Consider the following 19978-nt stretch of genomic DNA (forward strand, 5'->3'; position numbering starts at 1 on the left):
GTGCGGGAGTTTGGGGGGGCTGGGGGGATCGGGCTCTCAACCGCTGGCCAGCCTGGCTCCGCTTTCCACCGATCACCCGCTCTTCAAGCAAGGACTCAGCCGAGATAACCTGCCCCTGGTGGCCCGTTACTACTGGGTCAACGAGGTGGGGGATGACCGCCATGCCGAGGCTGCCTACGGAGGGCTGAAGTATAAGCCGCGCCAGTCTAAGTATCTGGGTTATGAGGGCTGGGATGTGCTCGAGGTGCAGCTCTGGCCCGATGAGGTGCGCAGTGACCTGGTGCGGATACACCTGAACCGCGAGGCCCGGGTGACGGTGGTTTGGGAGGACAGCGCTTTGTGGCTGGCGGGTTGGGGAAAGGGCTCTTTGAGCACCTCGAGCAAAACCTACACCACCTTTACCAAAGATTTCGGGGCCGGGGAGATCGCCTTGGGCTCGCCGGCTGCCGGTTCCAAGGGCAAGGACTCACCCCGTTATTTCGTACTGATCGGGGAGAGGGGTGGGGTAGGCTCTAAACCCCCTGCGCTGCCCGCAGGAATTGCCGAGACCGACCGGCCTCAGCCCAACAGCACCTGCCCGGACTGGCTCGAGAACGCCTGGACGGTCAAGCAGGTCTATGGGGTGACCGCCCCAGACGGTCAGGATTACAAGACCTGGCATCCCCAGATTGACCCCATCTACTGGTGCTACTATGGCCATGAACATGGCTCCGATCCCGCGCTGGTGGGGTACAAGCCTGCTTTTGAGTACGTGGCCAAGCGCTTCAACGATCAGCCCGAGCTCCATGTGGGCTTCAAGGGTTTTGCCATCCGCGACGAGGGGGCTAACCAGGGCTGGTACATCAACATTCACTCCGAGACCGGGGTGCAGTCTCGAGCCTGTGCTCAGTTCCACACCGTGGTGATTGCGGTCACCAACCTCAAAACCGGGGAACTGCTGGCAGAACTGGCCTACAAGGGGGATTTCGGGGCTACGATCTCCAACCGCGACAACAACCCACCGGTCAACCTGACCTGTACCAGCGTCAAGACCGGACAGCCCGTAACCCAGGCCCAGCTTCAGGCCCAGACCGACTCCTCCAAGAACCTGCGGGTCTCCAGCAACGGCCAAGACCCCGGCGGCTACGAGAACTGGCATGGAGGAGGGAATAAGGCCCTGGGGATGAGCTTTTGGGGCGATAAAAATCCCACCGGTCGCGCCCTTAATATCGACATTCGGAACCCCGCAACCTTTTGTGCTGATACCACCTGCAACTTGGTGAAATCTACGGGTTCGGTGGCGGACGAGCGCACGGTGTTCATCAGCAACCTGCGTATCCGCTACACCGATGCCATCGCCGCACTGGACAAAGCCGATGGCCAACAGGACGGTTATTTCTGGACCGACCTCTACGGCGAGGCCCTGCCCGCGGGTAAAAATCCGGGAGACTCAGGAACCATCCGTCAGTACCTCAAGCCCGGTTTTGACTCCGGGGTGAACGGCGAGGGTTTACAGGGGGGGTTCAGCACCGAGGATGCCTGGCGTGGGGTGTACCTGCGCGGGGTAGGGGTACCGCATGTGGGTCTCGAGGGTGGCCTCACCGGGCAGAACTAAATGACCTGCGGGACGTTTTAGCGCTGGAAACCAGGCCCTCTTTTTATGCCAGATTTGGTCAATTCGTCACTGAATGGTGACGAACCAACCCGACCGAAGTGATCCGCGTAGCGGAGGGCGATACCGCCCCTTGGAAAGGAGACGCTTTTTTCGCCGACCGACAGGGAGGGTGTGCTCTATCGCGTCTGCCACGAATGCTTGTCCCAGCCGCCCTCGGTTGCGCCAAGCATTCGTGGTAACCGCTCTAGGATTCAAAAAGACAACCTCTTGGGTTTTTTGGTTTTGTCCACGGTCTTTTTGAATTCGGTATTATTGGGGTTTCCAGGTAAAGGTTGCGGCGGTTGAGTATTGATTGCGGGTGCTCCCCTTGGAGTCTTGGCCGGTCGCTTGGATGGTGAAGTACGGTTGGTTGAGGTTGGCAGGGGCGGTAATCCGAATGGTTTTGGAGCTGCTCCCGTTGACCACGAAATTGGATTCCGAGGCCGCAATCCCAGAAGGGCTGCTGAAGATGAAGCGTACCGACTGGGTCTCGCTCGAGAGGAGGTTCACTGTAATCGTAAGGTCTACACTGCCCCCGGCCTTGGGGATGTAAAAGTCGGTGGGCTGGGGATTCTTGGGGTCTCTGGGCGCGGGAGTGTAGCTTACGGTAAACGTTTTTTGGGCTGCAGGGGGATCCCCCCCGCTCCCAGGCTCACCGCCTCCACAGGCCGCTAAGATCCCCCCGAGCAAAAACCAAGAAGCCAGTTTTCCCCGCATGCGCGGAGTGTAGCACGGAGGTCTAAGGGGGCTCTTATACAAACTTTAAGGTTACGCTGCCTCGCCCCGCGGCCCTACCATGGGCCCGTATGATTGAGCCTATGAAGCGGTGGTGGATCCTCCTGGCAGTGTTCCTTGGCCTGACCGCGTTCGCCCAGACCCCCCGTCCCTTCGCTGGGGCTAGCCTCAACTTCCAGTGGATCAATGGGATCGGCCTGACCGGGTTGCTCCTCCAAGGGGGAGCCTATGACTTGCTCGACCAGGCCACCTTGCGGGGCAGTGTGGGGCTGGGGCTTTCCCCTACCAACTACCTCGAGCTGGGCCTGGATGCTCTGCTGCCCTTGGATACCGGACGGCTTTCGCCCTATCTGGGAGCAGGCCTGGGTTACCTTAACGTGGGGGGCACGGGCTTTGTTGGCCTGCGGGGTATTCTGGGGGTGGATTACGGCACCACCCGTGAGATTCACCTCACCGGCGAGGTGCTCCCTACGCTCTACCTGGTCAATGGAGGGGCGGCCTTTGGGATCCAGCTGCGCTTTGGGGTCAACAGGCTCTTCTGAGGACGGCTTGCGCCCTCATCGGCTGACGCTCGCACCGTTGTTGATAAACCGCAGGATGCCATCGGCGATGGATTGGGCCACGGTATCGCGGTAGCTGGGGGTCCCCAGCTTGCGGCCCTCCACCGGATGGTTGGCAAACCCGATCTCGATCAGAACCGCCGGGATACGGGCGTTGCGGATGACGTAAAAAGGAGCCGAGTGAATGCCCCGATTGACCGCACCGGTTGCGCTCAGCATCGAGTTTTGCAGGGTTTCGGCCAGACGGCGGGAATAGACCAGATTGGCCTGGGCCAGCAGGTCGCTGACCAGCCGCTGCCCCACGGTTTGGGCCTCGCGGGTGAGTTGCTGCCCCAGGGTCCCACCGCCGTTCTCACGGTAAACCTGGGCCAGCAGGCTGCTGTCCATGGTGTCTCCAAAGTAATAGGTTTCGATGCCCTGTGCTGAGTTCCCTGGGGAGGAGTTGACGTGGATGGCGACGAACAGGGTGCGCTTGGAGTTGGCCATATCGGCCCGCAGACCCAGGTCGGTGCGCTTATCGGTGGAGAGTTGGGTGTCGGTGGTGCGGGTCATCACCACTTGAATGCCCTGGTCTTGCAGCAGCTTGCGGACCCGCAAGGCCACGTCGAGGGTGATGGCCTTCTCGGTCACATACCCCACCGCCCCGGAGTCTATGCCGCCATGGCCGGGGTCCAGCACCACGATCCGCTTTTTATCGGGATCGGTCTGTACTCGAGGTTTGGGGCTGGGGGTGGGTTTGCTCGAGGTCGGGGTGATCTGGGGTTTATCGCTGCTCAGCAGGTCCACCACCAGCCGCCGCCCATTGCCGTCTTGCATCAGAGAGGTTTTAACCTTGACCTGAGGTTTGAGCCGAATGTACACGGTAGCGCCATTCTTCCCGCTGACCACCTGATAGGAAGCCACCTGCGGTGAGTCCACATCGGCATCGTCAGCAGCCGGGCGGATGCCCTGGAACTTCAGGGTCAGGGTTCCGTCGCCCTGCGCGACCTGATAGGTCGTACCCGGCCCCAGGTCAAAGACCATTCGGGTGTAGCCTTCATGCAGCCCCAGACGTGGAAAGGCCAGGGCGATGGTCAGCAGCACCGTGAGCAAGGCCAGAAACCGCATTTGCTGCCAGTATAGCCCATCCGTAGGCCTTAATCTGCTCATGAATCACTCAGCAAGAGCACGGCTTGGCCAGCCTCGCTGAGCCCTAGATGGAGCGGGGGCAAAGCCTCCCCTCATCCCCCTCAAACCGCGAACCCGGAGAATCAGCAGCATGAAGCGAGTGTGTGCGGCTCTGCTCCTGGCCTCCTTGGCTTTGGCGGCGCGGTTTGTGGGTTTTGAGGTCAAACCCAACGGCAACTCCGAGCTGGACGCCACCACCGGGGTATACACCCTGAACACCGGAGGGACCATCACCGACAACAAGAGCGGGCTTTCGCTGGTGGCCAAGTACATCCAGTACAAAGATGGAGAGTTTATCCGGGCCAGGGAAGCTCGGTTGAGGAGCAGGGACGGGGAATTCATTGCCCAAAGCCTCGAGTACCAGCAAAAACCCGATACCCTGCGCATGGAGGTTGTGCGCTACAGCTCGAGCACCTTCAAGGAGATCACCGCTCGGCAGGGGCTATTGCTGGGAGAGAATGTGCTGGTGCTCAAGGGGCAGATACGCTCCAGCAGCCCCAGCCTCGAGGCGGAGACAGTGGTGGTGGATGCCGATAAAAACCAGGCTCTGGTGCTGGGAAACTTCACCTACAAAGATGCCGGCGCTACCTTGCGCGGTCAGAAGGCCAACAGCACCCTGTTGTTGAGCTTCAACGGCGGAAAGGTACAGGCCAGCACCAAGGTTCCAACCAACCTGCTCCAACGGCTGCAGGGCTATGCCGATAGACTGTAGGGCGTGCTAAGGCTGGGAGGATGGCCCAAGCGGGTCGGTATCGCTGCCCCGATGGCCCTGTTGTTCCTTTGGGTTTCTCTGGCCTGGGCTCAGGGAGGATGCACGGATAAACCCTACACCCTCGAGACCCCCCAGGGAATTGCGGGGGGAGGAAACCTGGACTACGACGGCGAGGTGGCCATCTTCAGCGACGGGGCCTGTTTGGACACCCAAGGCCTGAAACTGACCGCGCCTGAACTGCGTTATGACCAAGCCGCAGGGGTGTTGCAGGCTCAGGAAATTGAGGTTCAGACCGCTCGATACCATTTCTGGGCCCAGACCGGACGGATTGAGGGCCAGATACTGCTGGCCGAGGGCATTCGCGTCACCACCTGCCGTTGCGGGGATGATCTGCGCGTGCTCTCCCAGAGCATGCGCTTCGATACCGCTACCGGAGAGGCCGTGCTCGAGCGCAGCGAGCTGCAGTTCCATACCCTGGGGCTGGCCCAGTTCCAGGAGCTAAAGGTTACCCCGCAGTCGTCCCTGCTGGAGATCCTAGGGTTGCCCAGCCGGGGCAGTGGGGACAGTCTGCCGCTGCGGGCCGATTTCGACCAAGGCTTCAATGTGGGCCTGCAGGACTTTCCGGTGAAGACGGATCAAAAGTTTGGGATTGCCTCGAGCCTGACCCTGGTGCTGCTCAACCTGGGCAGCCCCGATCCCGGACTGGGGCTGGGCATGGCCGCCGAGGGAACAGACCGCCAGGGGCGGGCCTATTTCGAGGTGCGGGCCAGTGGGCTCAAGAGCCGCAGCTTGGTACAGGATGGGCCCATTCTGTTCCTCCACAACACCGAGGATGGGCATTACGGTTTTCGCCTGCGGCAGGCCTGGGAGCTGGGCGGCTGGGGCCTCGAGGTGTACGGCCAGATCGCCCGTGATGAGAACTACCTCTACCCGCAGATGGGCCCCCAGCAGGGTCTGGCCACTGGTTCTGAGCTGCGCTACCGTTATGCTGCTCGAGAAGGCCCCTTTGGCCTGGAGTTTCAGCCTTTTGCCGGAATCGCCCTTTACGACCGCTGGCCAACCTACCTGGTGTTTGGGGGGAGCTTGGAGGGCCGCTACAGCGGGGAGTTCAGCCTGGGGCTGCGCTACGATTGGAGCACGGAAAACCGCCCTGGGCGTTTCTGGCTCGAGCGCCATCCAGCCACCCAGAAGATTTCCGGCGATTTGGCCTACCTTGGCCTCACCGCTCGAGCCAGTGGGGACCTGCTGGCGAACGAGCTGGTGGGGGCGGTTCGCTATGGGCTGAGAGAGCCCTTCGGTGAGCTCTGGGCCCAGTACAACTTCTGCGTGGGGTGCTACGGCAAGGTCACCCGCTCCGATGGCCTGGAAGACATCGAGCGCCGAGAGCTACAGCTCGGCTTTATCCCCAACCCCCTGTCCTGCACCGACAGCTTTAGCCTGGCCCCCAGTATCGGGGTGGGGTACGACTACGGTACCACCCAACGTCCCGGAACCGGCTGGGGCCTGACCCGGGCCGGATTGGAGCTGCGCTACGCCGACTGCTGCGTGGTGTGGAAGGTGGGGTATCAATACATTTTCATCCCGCAAACCCCCGACGAGACGGTAGCCGGAAAGTTTATATTTGGCCTCGAGCTGCGATGAGCCTCCCCACCCCTGATCCTGCTATGCCCAATGCCTTTAGAGCCTTCCGATCGCTAAAACAGGCCCAGCCGTGCCTCTTCAAGCCCCGCCCCGAGCGGCCCAACCGGTGCTCATGACCCGCCTGGACCGCTACTTCCTGCGTGAGGCCTTGCCGATTTTTGGTTTTGGGCTGGTGCTGTATGTGGTGCTGGGCATCCTGACCAATGTGCTGCCCAGAGCCCAGTATCTGGGTGCGGCCAGCGGCTGGAAGGTGCTCGAGTGGATGCTGCTCTTTATCCCGGCGGCGGTTTCGCTGGCCCTGCCCACGGCGATGCTGCTGGCGGTGCTCCTGACCTACGGACGGTTCTCCCGGGAGAATGAGCTGTTGGTAATCCAGGCCGGGGGCATCTCGGTATTGCGCACAGCCCGCACCTTCCTGATTGGAGGGCTGATACTTTCAGGGGTATCGCTGGGGCTGGCCGAGTGGGTGATCCCTTGGGCCAACCGGACCTCGGTGCTGATGTACTGGAATGTCTTGGTCCCCGAGCGCAATGCCCTGTTCCGGCTGGCCGGGCAGGATTTGGCGGTAGGTCCCTACCGGTTGTATTTCGCCCACTACGACCCCACCGCCCAGGCCGTGGTGGGGGTGCGCTTGGAGCGGTGGCAGGATCAAACCCTCACGGTAATCCTGGCCCGGAGCGCCCGCTTCGAGGGGCATCGCCTGGTCTTCAAGGACTATCGGGTCTTCACGCTGGATCTGGCCCAGTTGCCTCTGCCTGATTTCAACCGCCTGGACGAGGCTCAGGCCTACTTGCAGGGCTTCATTAAGGCCCAAAACCTGGGGCCGCCGGGGGCCGAACTCAGCATCCAGCTCTCCCGCAGCCAACAGGACCTCGAGGCCCAGTACGCTGGGGGCGGGTTTGAGTCCTCGATCCCGCTTTCGAGCTGGTGGCATAAACTGCAGGCCCCGGCGGCTTCCCCCAAGGAGTGGCTGGAGGCCCGGGCCCAGTGGCATACCGGGGTGGCGCTGGCCTTTGCCAACCTGGCGGTGCTCTTTCTGGCCCTCCCGGTGGCGGTGCGCCGTGGGATCAGCCCAGGTGGCGCGCTGGCCAGCGCCTTGATCTTGACCATCCTCTACTACGTGGTCTTTACCATCGGCAAAACCCTGGCCTTGACCGGGGTCATTGCTCCGGAGATCGCCGCCTGGATGGCCAATGCCCTGGCCCTGGGGCTGGGTTGGGGCTTGGGCAAGGGGCTGTATCGCTAGAGCGGGCTCGAGCGCCCTGCCGTAGACTACGCTTAGGAGTTTTGGATGATTCCCGTTTTAGACCTCAAGCGTGAATACCAAGAGCTAAAAGATGAGATTGATGCTGCGGTGAGCCGAGTGCTGGCCTCCGGGGGGTTTGTGGGGGGAGCGGAGGTGGAGGCCCTCGAGGGCGAACTGGCCGCTTATTTGGAAGTGCCCCACATCATCACCCTGGGTTCTGGAACCGATGCCTTGTTCATTGCCCTGCGGGCCATGGGCCTAGGGCCAGGGGATGAGGTGATCACCTCCCCCTTCACCTTTATCGCCACAATCGAGGCCATCCAGCACGTGGGGGCCACCCCGGTTCTGGTGGATATTGATCCACAGACCTTCAACCTGGATCCGCAGGGGCTGGGGGCCGCCTTGACCCCGCGCACCCGGGCCATTCTGCCGGTACACCTGTACGGGCAGGCCGCGCCGATGCAGGCAATCGTGGAGTTCGCCCAGGCTCATCGCCTGAGCGTGCTGGAGGATGCGGCCCAGGCCATTGGAGCCCGGTATTGCTCCCAAGGGGCCGGCCCGGCTTGGCAGCGGGTGGGGACGATCGGAATGGCTGGAGCCTTTAGCCTGTACCCCACCAAAAACCTTGGGGCCTATGGCGATGCCGGGTTTATCGCCACCCGCAGCCCCGCTATTGCCGAGGAGTCCCGGTTAATTGCCTCCCACGGGCAGGCCGCGCGGTATCATCATGTGCGCCCGGCTGGATACACCTCGAGGCTGGACGCCCTGCAAGCGGCCATCCTGCGGGTCAAGCTGCCGCACCTCGAGGCCTGGAATGCCCGCCGCCGCGCGATCGCCCATGCCTACAGCGAAGGGTTGAAAGGGGTGGTCCAGACCCCCTACGAGGCCCCCTATGCCCTGCACATCTTTCACCAGTACACCATACGCCATCCCCAGCGCGACCGGCTGGCCGAGCACCTAAAGGCTCGAGGGATCGGCAGCAGCGTTCATTACCCACTCCCGGCCCATCTACAACCGGCCTATCGCGATCTGGCCCCTGAAGGCTCGCTGCCGGAGGCGGAGCGGGCTGCCCGCGAGGTGCTGAGCCTGCCGATGCATCCGTTTCTCGAAGAGGCCCAGCTCGAGGCCGTGCTCGAGGCCGTGCGGAGCTTTGGATAGCGGGACGATCAGGCCGGCAGCCAGTTTCCCCCGCACACGATAACCGCTACCCGCTGGGGTAGGTCGTAGTCCATCAGCAAAGGGCCCAAGGCCAGCCCGGCGGTGGGCTCCACCACCTGCTTCAGGCGGCTCATCATCAAGCCCTGGGCCTCGAGGGTTACGCTGTCGGGAACGGTCAAAATTCGGTCCACATGGTTTTGCATGACCGGGAAGGTGTGTTCCCCCACCACCAGGGTCCGCACCCCGTCGGCCACGGTCTGGGGCGCACCCATCAGCTTGATGCGGGTGCCGACCTGGAGGCTTTGCTGGGCATCGTTGGCGGTTTCAGGCTCGACCCCGATCACCGCACATTCCGGACGCAGGGTTTTTACCACCGTGGCAATCCCCGAGATCAACCCGCCCCCCCCTACCGCAACCAGCACCGCATCGAGCTCGGGTACCTGCTGGAGCAGCTCGAGGGCCTGGGTGCCCTGCCCGGCCATCACCCGCAGGTCATCAAAGGGGTGGATGAGCTCGTATCCCAGCTCTTGGGCCAGTTCGCGCACCACCTGCTCGCGGTTTTCCACCGTCACCCCCTGGTCGTAGACCTCGGCTCCATAGGCGTGGGTAGCAGCTTTCTTGAGCGGGGAAGCGTCTTGGGGCATCACGATCAGGGCGGGTCTGCCGATGACCTGTGCGGCGTAGGCCACCCCCTGGGCGTGGTTGCCCGAGGAGACCGCGATGAGGCCCTTGGGGTTTTGCAGCTGTAAGGCGGCGTTGAGCGCCCCTCGAGCCTTGAAGCTGCCGGTTTTTTGCAGGTGCTCCCCCTTGAAAAACAAGCGCTTGCCAAAGCGGCGATCAAGCCCCTGACTGGTGAACACTGGGGTTTGGTGGATGTAGGGATGTATCCGGGCCGCCGCGGCTTGGATGGTCTCTAAGGTTAGCATCCCCCGTACTGTAACGCTCCAGTAACCCAAACAGTAGGGGCCTGTTCTGGGTAAAAATACCCGGGGTTTTGCGGCTATGGCTCTAGACTTGGGGATAAATGTGCTTGGCTGAAGCGGTTTTGGTGATGACTTCGGGACAGCTTGCGGTGGGCAGTTTGCAAGGGGCGTCGGAGTGGATCCAGCTTTGGGTTTACCGCCGAGAGCGGCATTTTGATCTGCTGGTGGGCAGCACCGCCACCACCAACCACCCGCGCCCTCACCGCAACATCGTAAGCCAGGGGTTCGAAACCCCCCAGGAGCTGGTAGAGGCCCTCTCGAGCCTCGACCAGATCTACAAGGTGCGCCTGCAAGACGTGTTGAACCTGCCCATCACCCTGCAGTATGCCTCTCCTGAGGGGGTGGATGGGCTGGCCAAACAGCTGCAGCAGGCCGGGGTGTACAGCAAAGACAGCCTAGAGCGCTCGGCCAAAGTAGATCTCCTGCAGCTCGAGGCGCAAGGGCTTCTGGATCCACCGGATTCCGAGGAGGATCTCGAGGTTGTGTCCGATTAAAGGCCCTCAGTCCGCGGCAGCCCCAGCAACCGGAGCGGGCTGAGGGGTGGGGGCAAGCGCAAGCCTGCGGGGCCAGGGGAAGCGCATTAGGTACAGGGTGGACAAAAGGGTGAGCAGCCCCATCGCAGCCACCCCCTGCCGGGCCCCGAAGTGTTCCATCAGCAGACCCGATAAGTAGGCCCCCAGCGGCCCTGAGCCCAAGAGCACCATCGAGTACACCGACATCACCCGGCCCCGAATGCGATCGGGGGCGATCAGTTGGACGGTGGTGTTGGCGTTGATGTTGGTGGTGATCATGCCCAACCCCCCCAAAGCCAGGACCGCTGCAACCCACAGGGGTGGCAGGGGCCAGATCAGGAGCACGAGGGCCCCGCCCAGCACCAGGCTGCCCAGAACCGCCCGTAAGGGCCGCGCACCTGCTCCGAGGGCTTGAACCACCGCGGCCACGATGCTGCCGAGCCCCACCGCCGACATCAGAAAACCATAGCCCTGGGCCTCCAGCCCCAGTTGCAGCCGGGCATATACCGGCACGATGGTGGCGAAGTTCATCCCGAAGAGGCTCGAGAGCCCGATGAGCAGTACTACCTGGCGCACCAACCCGTGGTTCCACACGAAGTGGAGTCCCTCGAGGGCATCCTTCAGCACACTGCCCGGTTGGGTTTGGGGGGTCAGTCGCGGTACCCTGCGCAAGACCAGCAGCAAGGGGACAAAGGAAAGTGCGTTGGCGAAGTAGCTCCAGCCCAGCCCTAACCCGGCGATGAGCAATCCGGCCAAGGCTGGACCAATCACCCGGCTGGTGTTGAAACCAAACGAGTTGAGGGCAATGGCCCCAGGATATCGGTCACGCCCTGCGATCTCTACGGTAAAGGCTTGCCGTACCGGAAGGTCGGCAGCGTTGAACACGCCATAGAGGAAGGCGAAGATCAGCACGTGTTCGTAACGAACGGTATGGCTGATGATCAGGAGGGACATCACCAAAGCCAACAAGCCCATTCCACTCTGGGTTAGATAGAGCAGATTGCGCCGGCTATAACGGTCAGAGAGCACTCCGGCAGGAATGGAAAACAGCAGCGAGGGCACGAATTGTAAGGCCACCACCAGCCCCAATCGCTCTGCGCTGCCGGTGAGCTCGAGCACCAACCAGCCCTGGGTAGCGGCTTGCATCCAACTGCCCAGTTGGGAGAGAAACAGAGCAATCCAGTAGGTGCGATATTGGGGGTCGCGCAATAGGGCTAAAGACAGCACTTTTTCATCATAAAGCAAAGTTGACTCACGGGTCAGCGGTAAAGCTCACACCTGAGATGAGGAACCGCAGAGATCTCGGAGATAGGGCAGCGCCAGGCCTTCCACAACACCATGGACAAACGCCTGGGCATTGTTTGGGGCTAACCCCCATACCAAATTAGAACCCTTCCCTCTATAATCCTCATCACCAATGCAGTTTGGTTTTCTGGAGGTGAACCTTATGCGACAGATCTTTATCTGTGTGGTCTTGGCGCTTTGGGCGGGCCTGGGGATGGCCCAGAAACCCCGGGTGGTGATCCCGACCGGTTCTACCGGTGGGGTGTTTTTCTTCTATGGCCAGGCGGTGGCCAAGCTCTTGAGCGAGAGCGGGGTGGCCGATGCCACCGCCCAGCAGACCGGTGGTTCCTACGATAACCTGCTCCTGCTGCGGGATCGCACCGATCCTGGGGCCAACACCTATTACTGCGCCCTCACCACCACCGATGCTGCTTTGGTGACCTACAACGGTAGCGAGCCCCGCTTTAAGGACAGGAAAGCCGACAACCAGCGGATTTTGTTCTACATGTACCCCAGCCTGATCCACATCGTCACCACCGAGCAATCCGGCATTAAGGTGCTGCAAGACCTCAAAGGCAAGCGGGTTTCCACAGGGCAGCCCGGCAGCTCCACCGAGAACCTGGCCTTGCTGGTGCTGCAGGGGGCTGGGGTGGAGCCATCCAGTTTCGCCAAGCGGGAGCGCCTGCCCGCCGCGGAGTCGGCCCAGGCCTTGGGCGAGGGCACCATTGATGCTTACTTTTGGGTGGGCGGGGTGCCCACCAGCAGCGTGGTGGATGTGGGCCAGACCTTGGCCAGGAGCGGAAAGCGGCTTCGCCTGGTGCCGGTAACCGCCAACAGCACCACCGCACAGCTGTTGCTTAAGCGCTTCCCCGGGATTCTGAGTACCGGCACCGTGCCCAAGAGCGTGTACAACACCCTCAACGACACCCCGGCGCTCTTTACCGGGAACGTGTTCGTCTGCCCCAAGGAGATGCCCGATGAGTTGGCCTATGGCATCACCAAGGCGGTTTTCAATGGCCTCCAGACCCTGCAAACGGCTACCGCGGCTGCAAGGGATACCACCCTCGAGGCCTCGGCCAAACTCTACAACGCGAAAACCCTAATTCCCTTTCACCCTGGGGCATTGCGCTACCTCAAAGAGGTAGGCGCGATCAAATAAGAGCCGCGCTCAGGCTCGGGACTTTGGGAGGCCAGTGGGGGTGAGGCGCAATCCTTTCACCCCCCGGTCTGCCCGCTGAGCCCAGGGATCCTTTGATACGGAGGGATGATGGAGACAGAACTCCACGAGACGCCGAGGAGAACCCTGCTAGGGCGGCTTACCTGGTGGGTTTTGCTGGTGGCAGCCCTGTACAGCCTCTATCTGGTGGTTCACCCCTTTACCCCGCTGGCCAGGCTGAACCTCACCTTTTTGGATACGGTGCAGCTCGAGCGGGCTACCCACGTGTTCTTCTTGGTCTTTGCGGGTTACCTGCTCACCGCCCAAGGCAGACCGGCCAAACGTACCCTGGGTTCGTGGGTGTTTGTGGCCTTGTCCCTGCCCTTTCTCTACACCTTCTGGGTTCCCAACGTGCGCGGTGTAGAGATTCCGCTTCTGGGGAAGCTGGTGGGGACGCTGGCCTGGGGGGTGGCGGTGTTTCCGGCTCTTATCCCCAAGGGGCGGCGCTATACCGATCTCCTGGCGGCCCTTTTGGCCATCGCCCCGTTTGCCTACCAGCTGATCAACTACGAGCAGCTGGTCTACCGGGCGGTGCTCCCGGCAGGCTGGGACATGGTGATGAGCTTCAGCTTGATCGTGCTGGTGCTGGGGCTGGTCAACCGACTGCTGGGCCCGGTCATGCCCAGCTTGGTGCTCATCTTCCTGGCCTATAACCTGTATGGCCATCTGGTCCCAGGCACTTTTCGGGGGGCTAAGAACGGGATTGATCTGCTTCTGGGCAAAACCTATAACGAAACCGAAGCCGGAATTTACGGCCTGATCACTGGGGTCTCCGCCAAGTACCTGGTGTACTTCACGATCCTTTCGGGAATCATCGGGTCGCTGGGGTTGGGCCGGGTGGTCGCTAACATCGCCCTGGCCTTGGTGGGCCGCACCCCTCAGACCCCGGGGCGGGTCACCGGCCTGGCCTCGATCTTTATGGGGATGTTCAGCGGCTCAGGGGCTGCCGATACCCAGTTTGTCGCTACCCTAACCAAGCCGCTCTACGAAAAAGCCGGCTATGACCGGATGACCAGTGCGGGGTTGGTTGCTACCTCCGGGACCATCGCCCTCATTACCCCGCCGGTGCTGGGGAGCATCGCCTTCATCATGGTGGAGATCCTCAACATCAAGTACGCCTGGGTGATCATCATGGCCCTAGGGCCCTGCCTGCTGTACCTGCTGGCGGTGCTCACCTTCAATGAGTTTTACGCCCGTAAGGCCAAGCTTCCCCCGGTGGGGGCGGATGAGGCCCTGGGCCGAGGCTATGCCTTGCGCTACAGCACGATCTTTATCCCCATCCTCGTCATCATCGCCATGCTCTACCTGGGCTTTCAGGTGGCGACAGCGGTCTGCCTTGCGATCCTGATCTTTATCCTGGTGGCCTACCTCGACCCCACGCTGCGCCCTAAAGGCTTTATGCCCATTGTAAACGGCCTAGCTGAAGGGTTCCGCCAGCTCATTCCCATTGGTACGGCGATCGTAGCGGCCAACCTAGTCTTCGCCATGATGGTGATCACGGGGTTGCCCTCGAAGTTCTCGATCTTTCTGGGGCAGGTCTCCGGTGAAAGTTTGCTTTTAGCCACACTGGTCACCGCGGTGTTTAGCCTGATACTGGGGATGGGGGTCCCCCCTACCGCGACGTATGTGCTGACCTCCTCGCTCACCGCACCGGCCATCATCGCCCTAGCCAAGTCGAATTTCCTTGGGTATGGCCTAGGGACAGAGCAGGCCACGCTGGCGGCAACGCTGGCCACCCATATGTTCTTGTTTTATTACGCTGTGCTGGCAGACGTGACCCCGCCAGTGGCCCTCTCAGCCTATGCCTCCGCGTCGGTCTTCAAAACCGATCCCATTGCCACCGGGGTGTATGCCGCTCGAGTGGCCCTATCGAAGTACATCGTCGGGTTTTTCTTTTTGCTGTCCTTTACCGGAACCGGTCTCCTGATCCTACCGGTGCTTCAGAGCGTGGGGGGAGTAGAGGGCTGGCTGATCATCCTCGAGCGCTTTTTCTTCACCGCGGCAGCGATTGTCTTCATGAGCGCTGCGACCGTAGGGTATACCCGTCGGGCGCTGGCCCGCTGGGAGAGCTGGGTGATGGGGATTTTGGCGGTCTCGCTGTTTTTCCCCTACTCCAACCTTTGGCTGGGGTTTATCCCGCTGGCGCTATGCCTGTTGTTCTTCCTGCGGCGGGAGCGCCAGGTGAGCCCCCAGGCCTTGGGTTGAACCCCATGGGCAACCGGCCCCCTCCCGCCTCGGATAGACTGTAGGGGGTGTGATTCAGGTTTTTACTGGGGATGCGTTTCTGGCTCGAGAAGCCCTGCGGGCAGAGGCTGTGCTGCAGGGGATCCCCCCCCGTCTGGTCCCCCCAGAGCCCGCAGTTATTGCCCAGGAGGCGGGCGGGGGCTTGTTTGGTCCGAGCGGGGTCTGTGCGGATTTGCGGGAGCTGTCCGAGGCCGAGTGGAAGCCGCTGAGGGAGGTCTTGGAGGGGCTTTTGCCCGAGGTTGCAGTGCTGTTGCTGGACCCCAAACCGACCGCAGCCCGCCGGAAATGGTATGCCGAGCGGGCTCAGCTCCGCGACCACCCCACCCCTGGTCCGCGTGAGCTAGCCCAGTGGTTGACCAACCGGGCCCGGCGCTATGACCTCAAACTGCCGGCGGCGATCGCCAATTACCTGGCGGGCCTGGTTGGGGGGAGGGGCAGCGCGGAGAACCCCGCGCTGGGCCTCGAGGCCTTAGATCAGGAGCTACAGAAGCTGGCCCTGCTGCCCTCCCCGCTGACGCTGGAGAAGGTTCAGGCCCTGGTCGCGCTGGAGGCTCCGCTCTCCGGCTTCGATCTGGTCCGCTCGACCACCGAGGGTAAGCTCAGTGCGGCCTTCAAACAGACTCGAGCCCTGCTGGAGCGGGGCGAGGATCCCCTGCGCATTTTGGGTGCGCTGTCCTGGCAGTATGTGCGGGTGGCCAGGGCCTGGGCCCTGCTGCGGGAAAACCCCTTGCTGGGGGAAGGCGAGGCGGCCTCGGCCTTGGGGATGCATCCCTATGCCGCCAAGCAAACCCTGCGGCTGGCCAAGAGCATGAGTCCAGCCGAGGTGGAGGAGGCCCTGGAAACCCTGCTGGAAGCAGAGAAGGCGGCCAAGGGGGGAAAAGACCCCCGGCTGGCCCTCGAGCGGGCCGTGATCCGCTTGACGCTCAGCCAGGCCCCCGCGCACTAGCTCCAGATTGGAGCCCTGCGGACAGGGGGTTTCTAGGGGATGCTGCCCTTGAACTCGCTGCGGATCTGGGCCTCGAGGGTCTGGGCTAGCTCGAGGTTACCCCCGGCCACCAGATAGCTGTACGCGGCGGGGGCATAACTCACCTCCTGGGTCAGCCAGAGGAAGAGGGCCGCCTCGTAAAGGCTGTCCGGTGCTGCCTGGCCCTCGAGCCTGACCCAGCGGATGGGCGCGGCGTAGAGGACCACTCCGGAGGGGTTGCGCACCTCTAGCCTCGAGGCCCCCCGGAGCCTCTCCGTGGGCAGGACAAAGGCCCCTTGGGCCTCGCTGCGCAGGGTGAGGATCTCCTTCCCGGAGGCGCTCAGGAGCCGCAGGCTTTCCCCCCCGTTGATCGGCAGGCTCAAGGTGGGGAGGCGGTAGTCGGCAGGTAGGTACAGAACCGGGACACTGCCCTCTGCCCCTCGGCTCTTGGCCTCTTTGACAAAGGCCTTCTCAGCCTCCTTTTTGCATACCCCGATGTCCTGACAGCTGGCCACCAGGCTATCCCAGAAGCTTTTGGGCCTGGCGACTTCGAAGCAGGAGGTTCCCGAAGGGGACAGGGTGTAGACCTTGACCCCGTAAGAGAGCTGCCCCTTGCCCTCGAGCACGCACACCCGGTCCCCGGCCTCGAGGTTGAGGTTGAGGGTCACCCCACCGCTGCGGTTGTAGCTTTGGGTGCTTCCATCCGAACGGGTGACCTGAGCTTTTCCGCCGAGCTCGAGCCGGGCCGGGCCCGCCAGGGCCAGAGAGCCCAGCCCGATCAAAATCCAGGCGCTAAGCCTCAAGGGCTTCCTTCCAGGGCTAGCCCCCGGATCAGGGCTTTTCACCTTTGAGGGTTCTTTCATTGCGCTTACCTCCTTTAAATGCCTTAGCCGCCAGCATCCCGAGCTGAAACGCCAGGATGGGGAAGAGGTAGTCCAGGAACTGGCCATACACCTGCAACACCAAGACCCCGGCAAAGAACAAGAACCAGCCGGCCACTGCGGTCTCGAGCAGGGACTTGGTCAGGTCGCGCCAACGGCTCGCCTGCAGCACGCCGTCCAGAAGGCCGTAGGTCAGCCACAGCGAGATGAAGACCAAACCGGCCAGCACCAGAAGCACCGGGCCCAGCCGCAGCACCTCGGAAAAGTGGCGGTAGGTGGCGAGGGTCATCAGGGCATTGGTGTGGATGTCAATGCCCTGGAGCGGCCCTACCGGGGTGAAGTGGGCATCGTCGGCCAGGGGAAACGTGCGTCCCACCAAAAAGAGGGCCCCCTCGGTCTGAGGCGATCGGGCCAGGGTACCCTCCAGCAGCTCGAGCGCGCCCACCACGGTCAGCCCCGGCCAGAGTTGCGCCCCCTCAGAGGTGGGTCCGTAGCGGCGCACCTCGCGGAAGACGATGCGCTTGCCCTCCCCGCTCCCTCCGGCAATCTCCCGGCAACGGGTCTCGTCGAGCCCAGCCCCAGCGCAGTACAGGGCCAGGGCTGCGGGTAAGGGGTGCCCGCTCCGGGGCCGGGGGATCATCCGAGCTTGGCCATCGCTGTCATACAAAATTTGGGCAGCCACCGGTTGCAGGTGGGGGTTAACTTGGGCGAGCGGCAACCCCAGCACCTGCGGGTCGGGCAGCAACAGAGGGAAGGAGATCCCCCGCAGGGTATGCAGAAGCTGAGCGTCACCGGCAGAATACCGCCCTCCCTCATTGGTGGGCTGGCTCAGGTCGAAGTCGAGGAACACTGCTCGAGGGCGATACTCCATCAGCTTGGTGAGGATACGGGCCATCTGCCCTCGGTTGAAGACGTAGCCCTGAGGGCTCAACCTCTCGACGCTGCGCTGGTCCAGCTCCACCAGCACCACCAAAGGAAATCCTCCGCGCGCGGGGGCCCCGAAGTGATACAGGGTGCGGGTCAGCTGGTCCAGCGCGGTGCCCTGGGGCAGCTTGATGAAGCTCGAGAAGGGCCCCAAAAGGTTATGGGCCAGCACAAAGGAAAGCAGCAGCATCACCAGCACCACCAACAGGGTGTGCTTCAGGGCTTTTTGGGCATGCGCTGAGGACCGCCAGGGGCGGGGCGGCTGGGCTGAGGCCGGAGGGCTTCTGCTATCCACGTATTGGCTCGAGGGGAAGCTAAAACGGGCAAAACGAGGGAGGTCTTCCCTCTATATCTTGTACTAAAACCTTCCAGCTAATACTAGCACTGGTGTGCTTGTGGACGCAATGCGAAAAGATGAAAAAGCTGTCTTTACCGTGCTATACTGTAAATCTACCCTTTTGGCTGGATTAAGAGCGTTGGCTACGTGGTCTTCCCGCTTCCTGCTGTTTCGCGCTCGAGGGTAGGAAACGGAGCCAAACGATGGGGTGCTCAGGCCGGTTGTACGCCCTGCCCTGGCTGGTGTCTGGGGCGGTGCTGGGCGGGCTGGTCCAGGCTCAAGACCCCCTTAAGGCTTCCCAAACCTACGCCCTGGTCATCGGGATCAACAACTATCGTCCCTATCCTGAAACTCCCGGCCTACCCCCCCTGAGCTTTGCCGAGAGCGATGCCCGAAAGATGGCCCAGGCCCTGCGCGATCCCAACAAAGGGCGGGTGAGCAAGGTCCGGCTTCTCCTGGATACCGATGCCAGCAAGACCGCGATTGAGGCTGAGCTGCGGGAGTTCTCGAGGCGGCTGGCCCCCGGTGAGACCCTGATCGTGTACTACTCCGGCCACGGTATGCCCAACCGTGCAGGCCAACCCTCAATGATGCCCAGCGACGCCAAAATCAATGATGAGGAGACCTGGCTGCCGCTGACCGAGCTGCAGGCCCTGGTCAAGAGCGAGAGCGAGGGCCGGGGCCGATTGCTCCTGATTGTGGATGCTTGTTTCAGCGGGCGTTCCCAGCCGGGCTCACGCAGCTTTGCCCTGCCTGGCCGCAAGGATGCGCCCAGACCCCAGACCCTGATCCCCCTTGGAGGGGATATCATCCTGGCCTCTTCCTCCGATACCCAGCCCAGCTGGGAGGATGCCGATCTGGGCGGCGGGGTATTCACCACCTACTTGCTCGAGGCCATGAGCGGCAAGGGGGATGCCAATGGGGATGGCCTGGTCACGGTGGGGGAAGCCCACGCCTATGCTGCAGCCAAGGTTGAGGAGTTTGCTGCGGCCAGGGGCAACACCCAAACCCCCAAGCTCTATGGCCCGGAGGGCTACGCCCTAGCCCTCAACCCGGTTGCGGTGGGGAAGCGCCGGCTTGCGGCCCTCAAGCTGGGGGGATACCTGAGCGGGGAGCAGTTCGATGCCCTGGCGGCTTGGGTCGAGAGGGCCCGGCAGCCGGAGGATCTCCGCTTTTATCTGGGTGGCTATTTGACCAACACCCAGTTCATTTTTTTGGCGGATGCGGGGGCCATCCCTGGGGTTCCCGCAGACCCCAAGACCGATTGGCGCTTGCGGCAGGTCGGTGCATTGAGGCAGGCCGGGAAGATTCGGCTCGAGCAGTTCTGGAGCCTGGCCGCCATGATCCAGTCGGGCAGGGCGGCTCCCGATTTGAGCGAGTACCTGGCCGGTAAGCTCAAAGAGACCCGATTTTTGCAGCGGCTCCAGGCCGGGGCCGTTCAGGGAGTGCCGCGGTGAGCGCCGGGCCCTATTCCGTGGGGTAGTCGTTTTCGAGGTATTCCAGCACCCCTCGAGCGATGCCGTAGGCGATGCGGTCTCGGTAATCGCTGTTGCGCAGGTTGAGCCCCTCGATGGGATGGGTCACGTAGCCGATCTCCACCAGAATGGAGGGCACGGTAGCGAACTTATTGACGAAGTAATCGGCGGTGCGCACCCCCCGGCTGAGGGCCGCGGTGGTGGAGAGAAGGTAGGACATCACCCGGCTGGCCAGGGTGCGCGAGAGCTCCATCCGCCGGCTCGAGCCCATCTGCGGGGTGACGGGGGGAAGGGGCAGCGGTGAGG

The 19978-nt window shown here is 62.5% G+C and carries 18 protein-coding genes; 11 read left to right on the forward strand and 7 right to left on the reverse strand.

Annotated features, from left to right (window positions below; translation table 11 throughout):
- The coding region (locus tag Mgrana_RS16885) for a hypothetical protein (protein ID WP_119358295.1) at positions 1 to 1594 on the forward strand (1594 nt) is incomplete at its 5' end.
- Positions 1595 to 1903: 309 nt separating this feature from the next.
- Here the strand turns inward: Mgrana_RS16885 and Mgrana_RS14410 are convergent.
- On the reverse strand, positions 1904 to 2350 hold the full coding sequence (locus Mgrana_RS14410) for a hypothetical protein (protein WP_119358296.1): 447 nt from the start codon (positions 2348 to 2350) through the stop codon (positions 1904 to 1906).
- Between the two features lie 101 nt (positions 2351 to 2451).
- Between Mgrana_RS14410 and Mgrana_RS14415 the strand changes: the two genes are divergently transcribed.
- Positions 2452 to 2910 carry a hypothetical protein gene (locus Mgrana_RS14415; protein ID WP_119358297.1) on the forward strand — a complete coding sequence of 153 codons (459 nt, stop codon included), beginning with the start codon at positions 2452 to 2454 and terminating at the stop codon, positions 2908 to 2910.
- A gap of 15 nt (positions 2911 to 2925) precedes the next feature.
- Here Mgrana_RS14415 and Mgrana_RS14420 read toward each other — a convergent pair whose 3' ends face one another.
- Positions 2926 to 4035, reverse strand: a complete 1110-nt coding sequence (locus Mgrana_RS14420) for an N-acetylmuramoyl-L-alanine amidase family protein (RefSeq protein ID WP_119358298.1) — start codon at positions 4033 to 4035, stop codon at positions 2926 to 2928.
- A 151-nt stretch (positions 4036 to 4186) separates the two neighbouring features.
- Between Mgrana_RS14420 and Mgrana_RS14425 the strand changes: the two genes are divergently transcribed.
- The 4 genes from Mgrana_RS14425 (at position 4187) to Mgrana_RS14440 (ending at position 8852) form a co-directional block, all read left to right on the forward strand.
- Positions 4187 to 4807 carry a hypothetical protein gene (locus Mgrana_RS14425; protein ID WP_119358299.1) on the forward strand — a complete coding sequence of 207 codons (621 nt, stop codon included), beginning with the start codon at positions 4187 to 4189 and terminating at the stop codon, positions 4805 to 4807.
- Positions 4808 to 4810: 3 nt separating this feature from the next.
- Positions 4811 to 6448, forward strand: a complete 1638-nt coding sequence (locus Mgrana_RS14430) for a hypothetical protein (RefSeq protein WP_147021127.1) — start codon at positions 4811 to 4813, stop codon at positions 6446 to 6448.
- A 70-nt stretch (positions 6449 to 6518) separates the two neighbouring features.
- Entirely contained in the window at positions 6519 to 7694 is a 1176-nt protein-coding gene (locus tag Mgrana_RS14435) for an LptF/LptG family permease (protein ID WP_240631392.1), read from the forward strand.
- 45 nt (positions 7695 to 7739) lie between these two features.
- Positions 7740 to 8852 (forward strand): DegT/DnrJ/EryC1/StrS family aminotransferase, encoded by a 1113-nt coding sequence (locus Mgrana_RS14440; protein WP_119358302.1) that lies wholly within the window; start codon positions 7740 to 7742, stop codon positions 8850 to 8852.
- Positions 8853 to 8860: 8 nt separating this feature from the next.
- Here Mgrana_RS14440 and Mgrana_RS14445 read toward each other — a convergent pair whose 3' ends face one another.
- Complete coding sequence (locus Mgrana_RS14445) at positions 8861 to 9778, reverse strand: threonine/serine dehydratase family protein (protein WP_119358303.1); 918 nt, start codon at positions 9776 to 9778, stop codon at positions 8861 to 8863.
- A gap of 98 nt (positions 9779 to 9876) precedes the next feature.
- On the opposite strand from Mgrana_RS14445, the gene Mgrana_RS14450 reads away from it, so the two are divergent.
- Positions 9877 to 10329 carry a hypothetical protein gene (locus Mgrana_RS14450; RefSeq protein WP_119358304.1) on the forward strand — a complete coding sequence of 151 codons (453 nt, stop codon included), beginning with the start codon at positions 9877 to 9879 and terminating at the stop codon, positions 10327 to 10329.
- 6 nt (positions 10330 to 10335) lie between these two features.
- On the opposite strand, the gene Mgrana_RS14455 is transcribed toward Mgrana_RS14450, so the two are convergent.
- Positions 10336 to 11574 (reverse strand): MFS transporter, encoded by a 1239-nt coding sequence (locus tag Mgrana_RS14455; protein WP_119358309.1) that lies wholly within the window; start codon positions 11572 to 11574, stop codon positions 10336 to 10338.
- A gap of 220 nt (positions 11575 to 11794) precedes the next feature.
- On the opposite strand from Mgrana_RS14455, the gene Mgrana_RS14460 reads away from it, so the two are divergent.
- From Mgrana_RS14460 to holA, 3 genes are all read left to right on the forward strand, one after another.
- Positions 11795 to 12790: a TAXI family TRAP transporter solute-binding subunit gene (locus Mgrana_RS14460; RefSeq protein ID WP_119358310.1), complete on the forward strand. Its 996-nt coding sequence runs from the start codon at positions 11795 to 11797 to the stop codon at positions 12788 to 12790.
- Between the two features lie 108 nt (positions 12791 to 12898).
- Positions 12899 to 15052, forward strand: a complete 2154-nt coding sequence (locus Mgrana_RS14465; RefSeq protein WP_119358311.1) for a TRAP transporter permease — start codon at positions 12899 to 12901, stop codon at positions 15050 to 15052.
- A gap of 49 nt (positions 15053 to 15101) precedes the next feature.
- On the forward strand, positions 15102 to 16037 hold the full coding sequence (gene holA, locus Mgrana_RS14470) for a DNA polymerase III subunit delta (protein WP_119358305.1): 936 nt from the start codon (positions 15102 to 15104) through the stop codon (positions 16035 to 16037).
- A 32-nt stretch (positions 16038 to 16069) separates the two neighbouring features.
- Here holA and Mgrana_RS14475 read toward each other — a convergent pair whose 3' ends face one another.
- Entirely contained in the window at positions 16070 to 16918 is an 849-nt protein-coding gene (locus Mgrana_RS14475; RefSeq protein ID WP_147021126.1) for a hypothetical protein, read from the reverse strand.
- Complete coding sequence (locus Mgrana_RS14480; RefSeq protein WP_119358307.1) at positions 16887 to 18155, reverse strand: CHASE2 domain-containing protein; 1269 nt, start codon at positions 18153 to 18155, stop codon at positions 16887 to 16889. Before Mgrana_RS14480 ends, Mgrana_RS14475 begins: the two co-directional genes overlap by 32 nt.
- A 245-nt stretch (positions 18156 to 18400) precedes the next feature.
- Between Mgrana_RS14480 and Mgrana_RS14485 the strand changes: the two genes are divergently transcribed.
- Positions 18401 to 19654 (forward strand): caspase family protein, encoded by a 1254-nt coding sequence (locus Mgrana_RS14485; RefSeq protein ID WP_119358308.1) that lies wholly within the window; start codon positions 18401 to 18403, stop codon positions 19652 to 19654.
- 10 nt (positions 19655 to 19664) lie between these two features.
- Here the strand turns inward: Mgrana_RS14485 and Mgrana_RS14490 are convergent.
- Positions 19665 to 19978: N-acetylmuramoyl-L-alanine amidase family protein (locus Mgrana_RS14490; protein WP_147371309.1), on the reverse strand; the 314-nt coding region annotated here is incomplete at its 5' end.

The sequence above is a fragment of the Meiothermus granaticius NBRC 107808 genome (assembly GCF_003574355.1).
GTDB lineage: Bacteria > Deinococcota > Deinococci > Deinococcales > Thermaceae > Meiothermus > Meiothermus granaticius.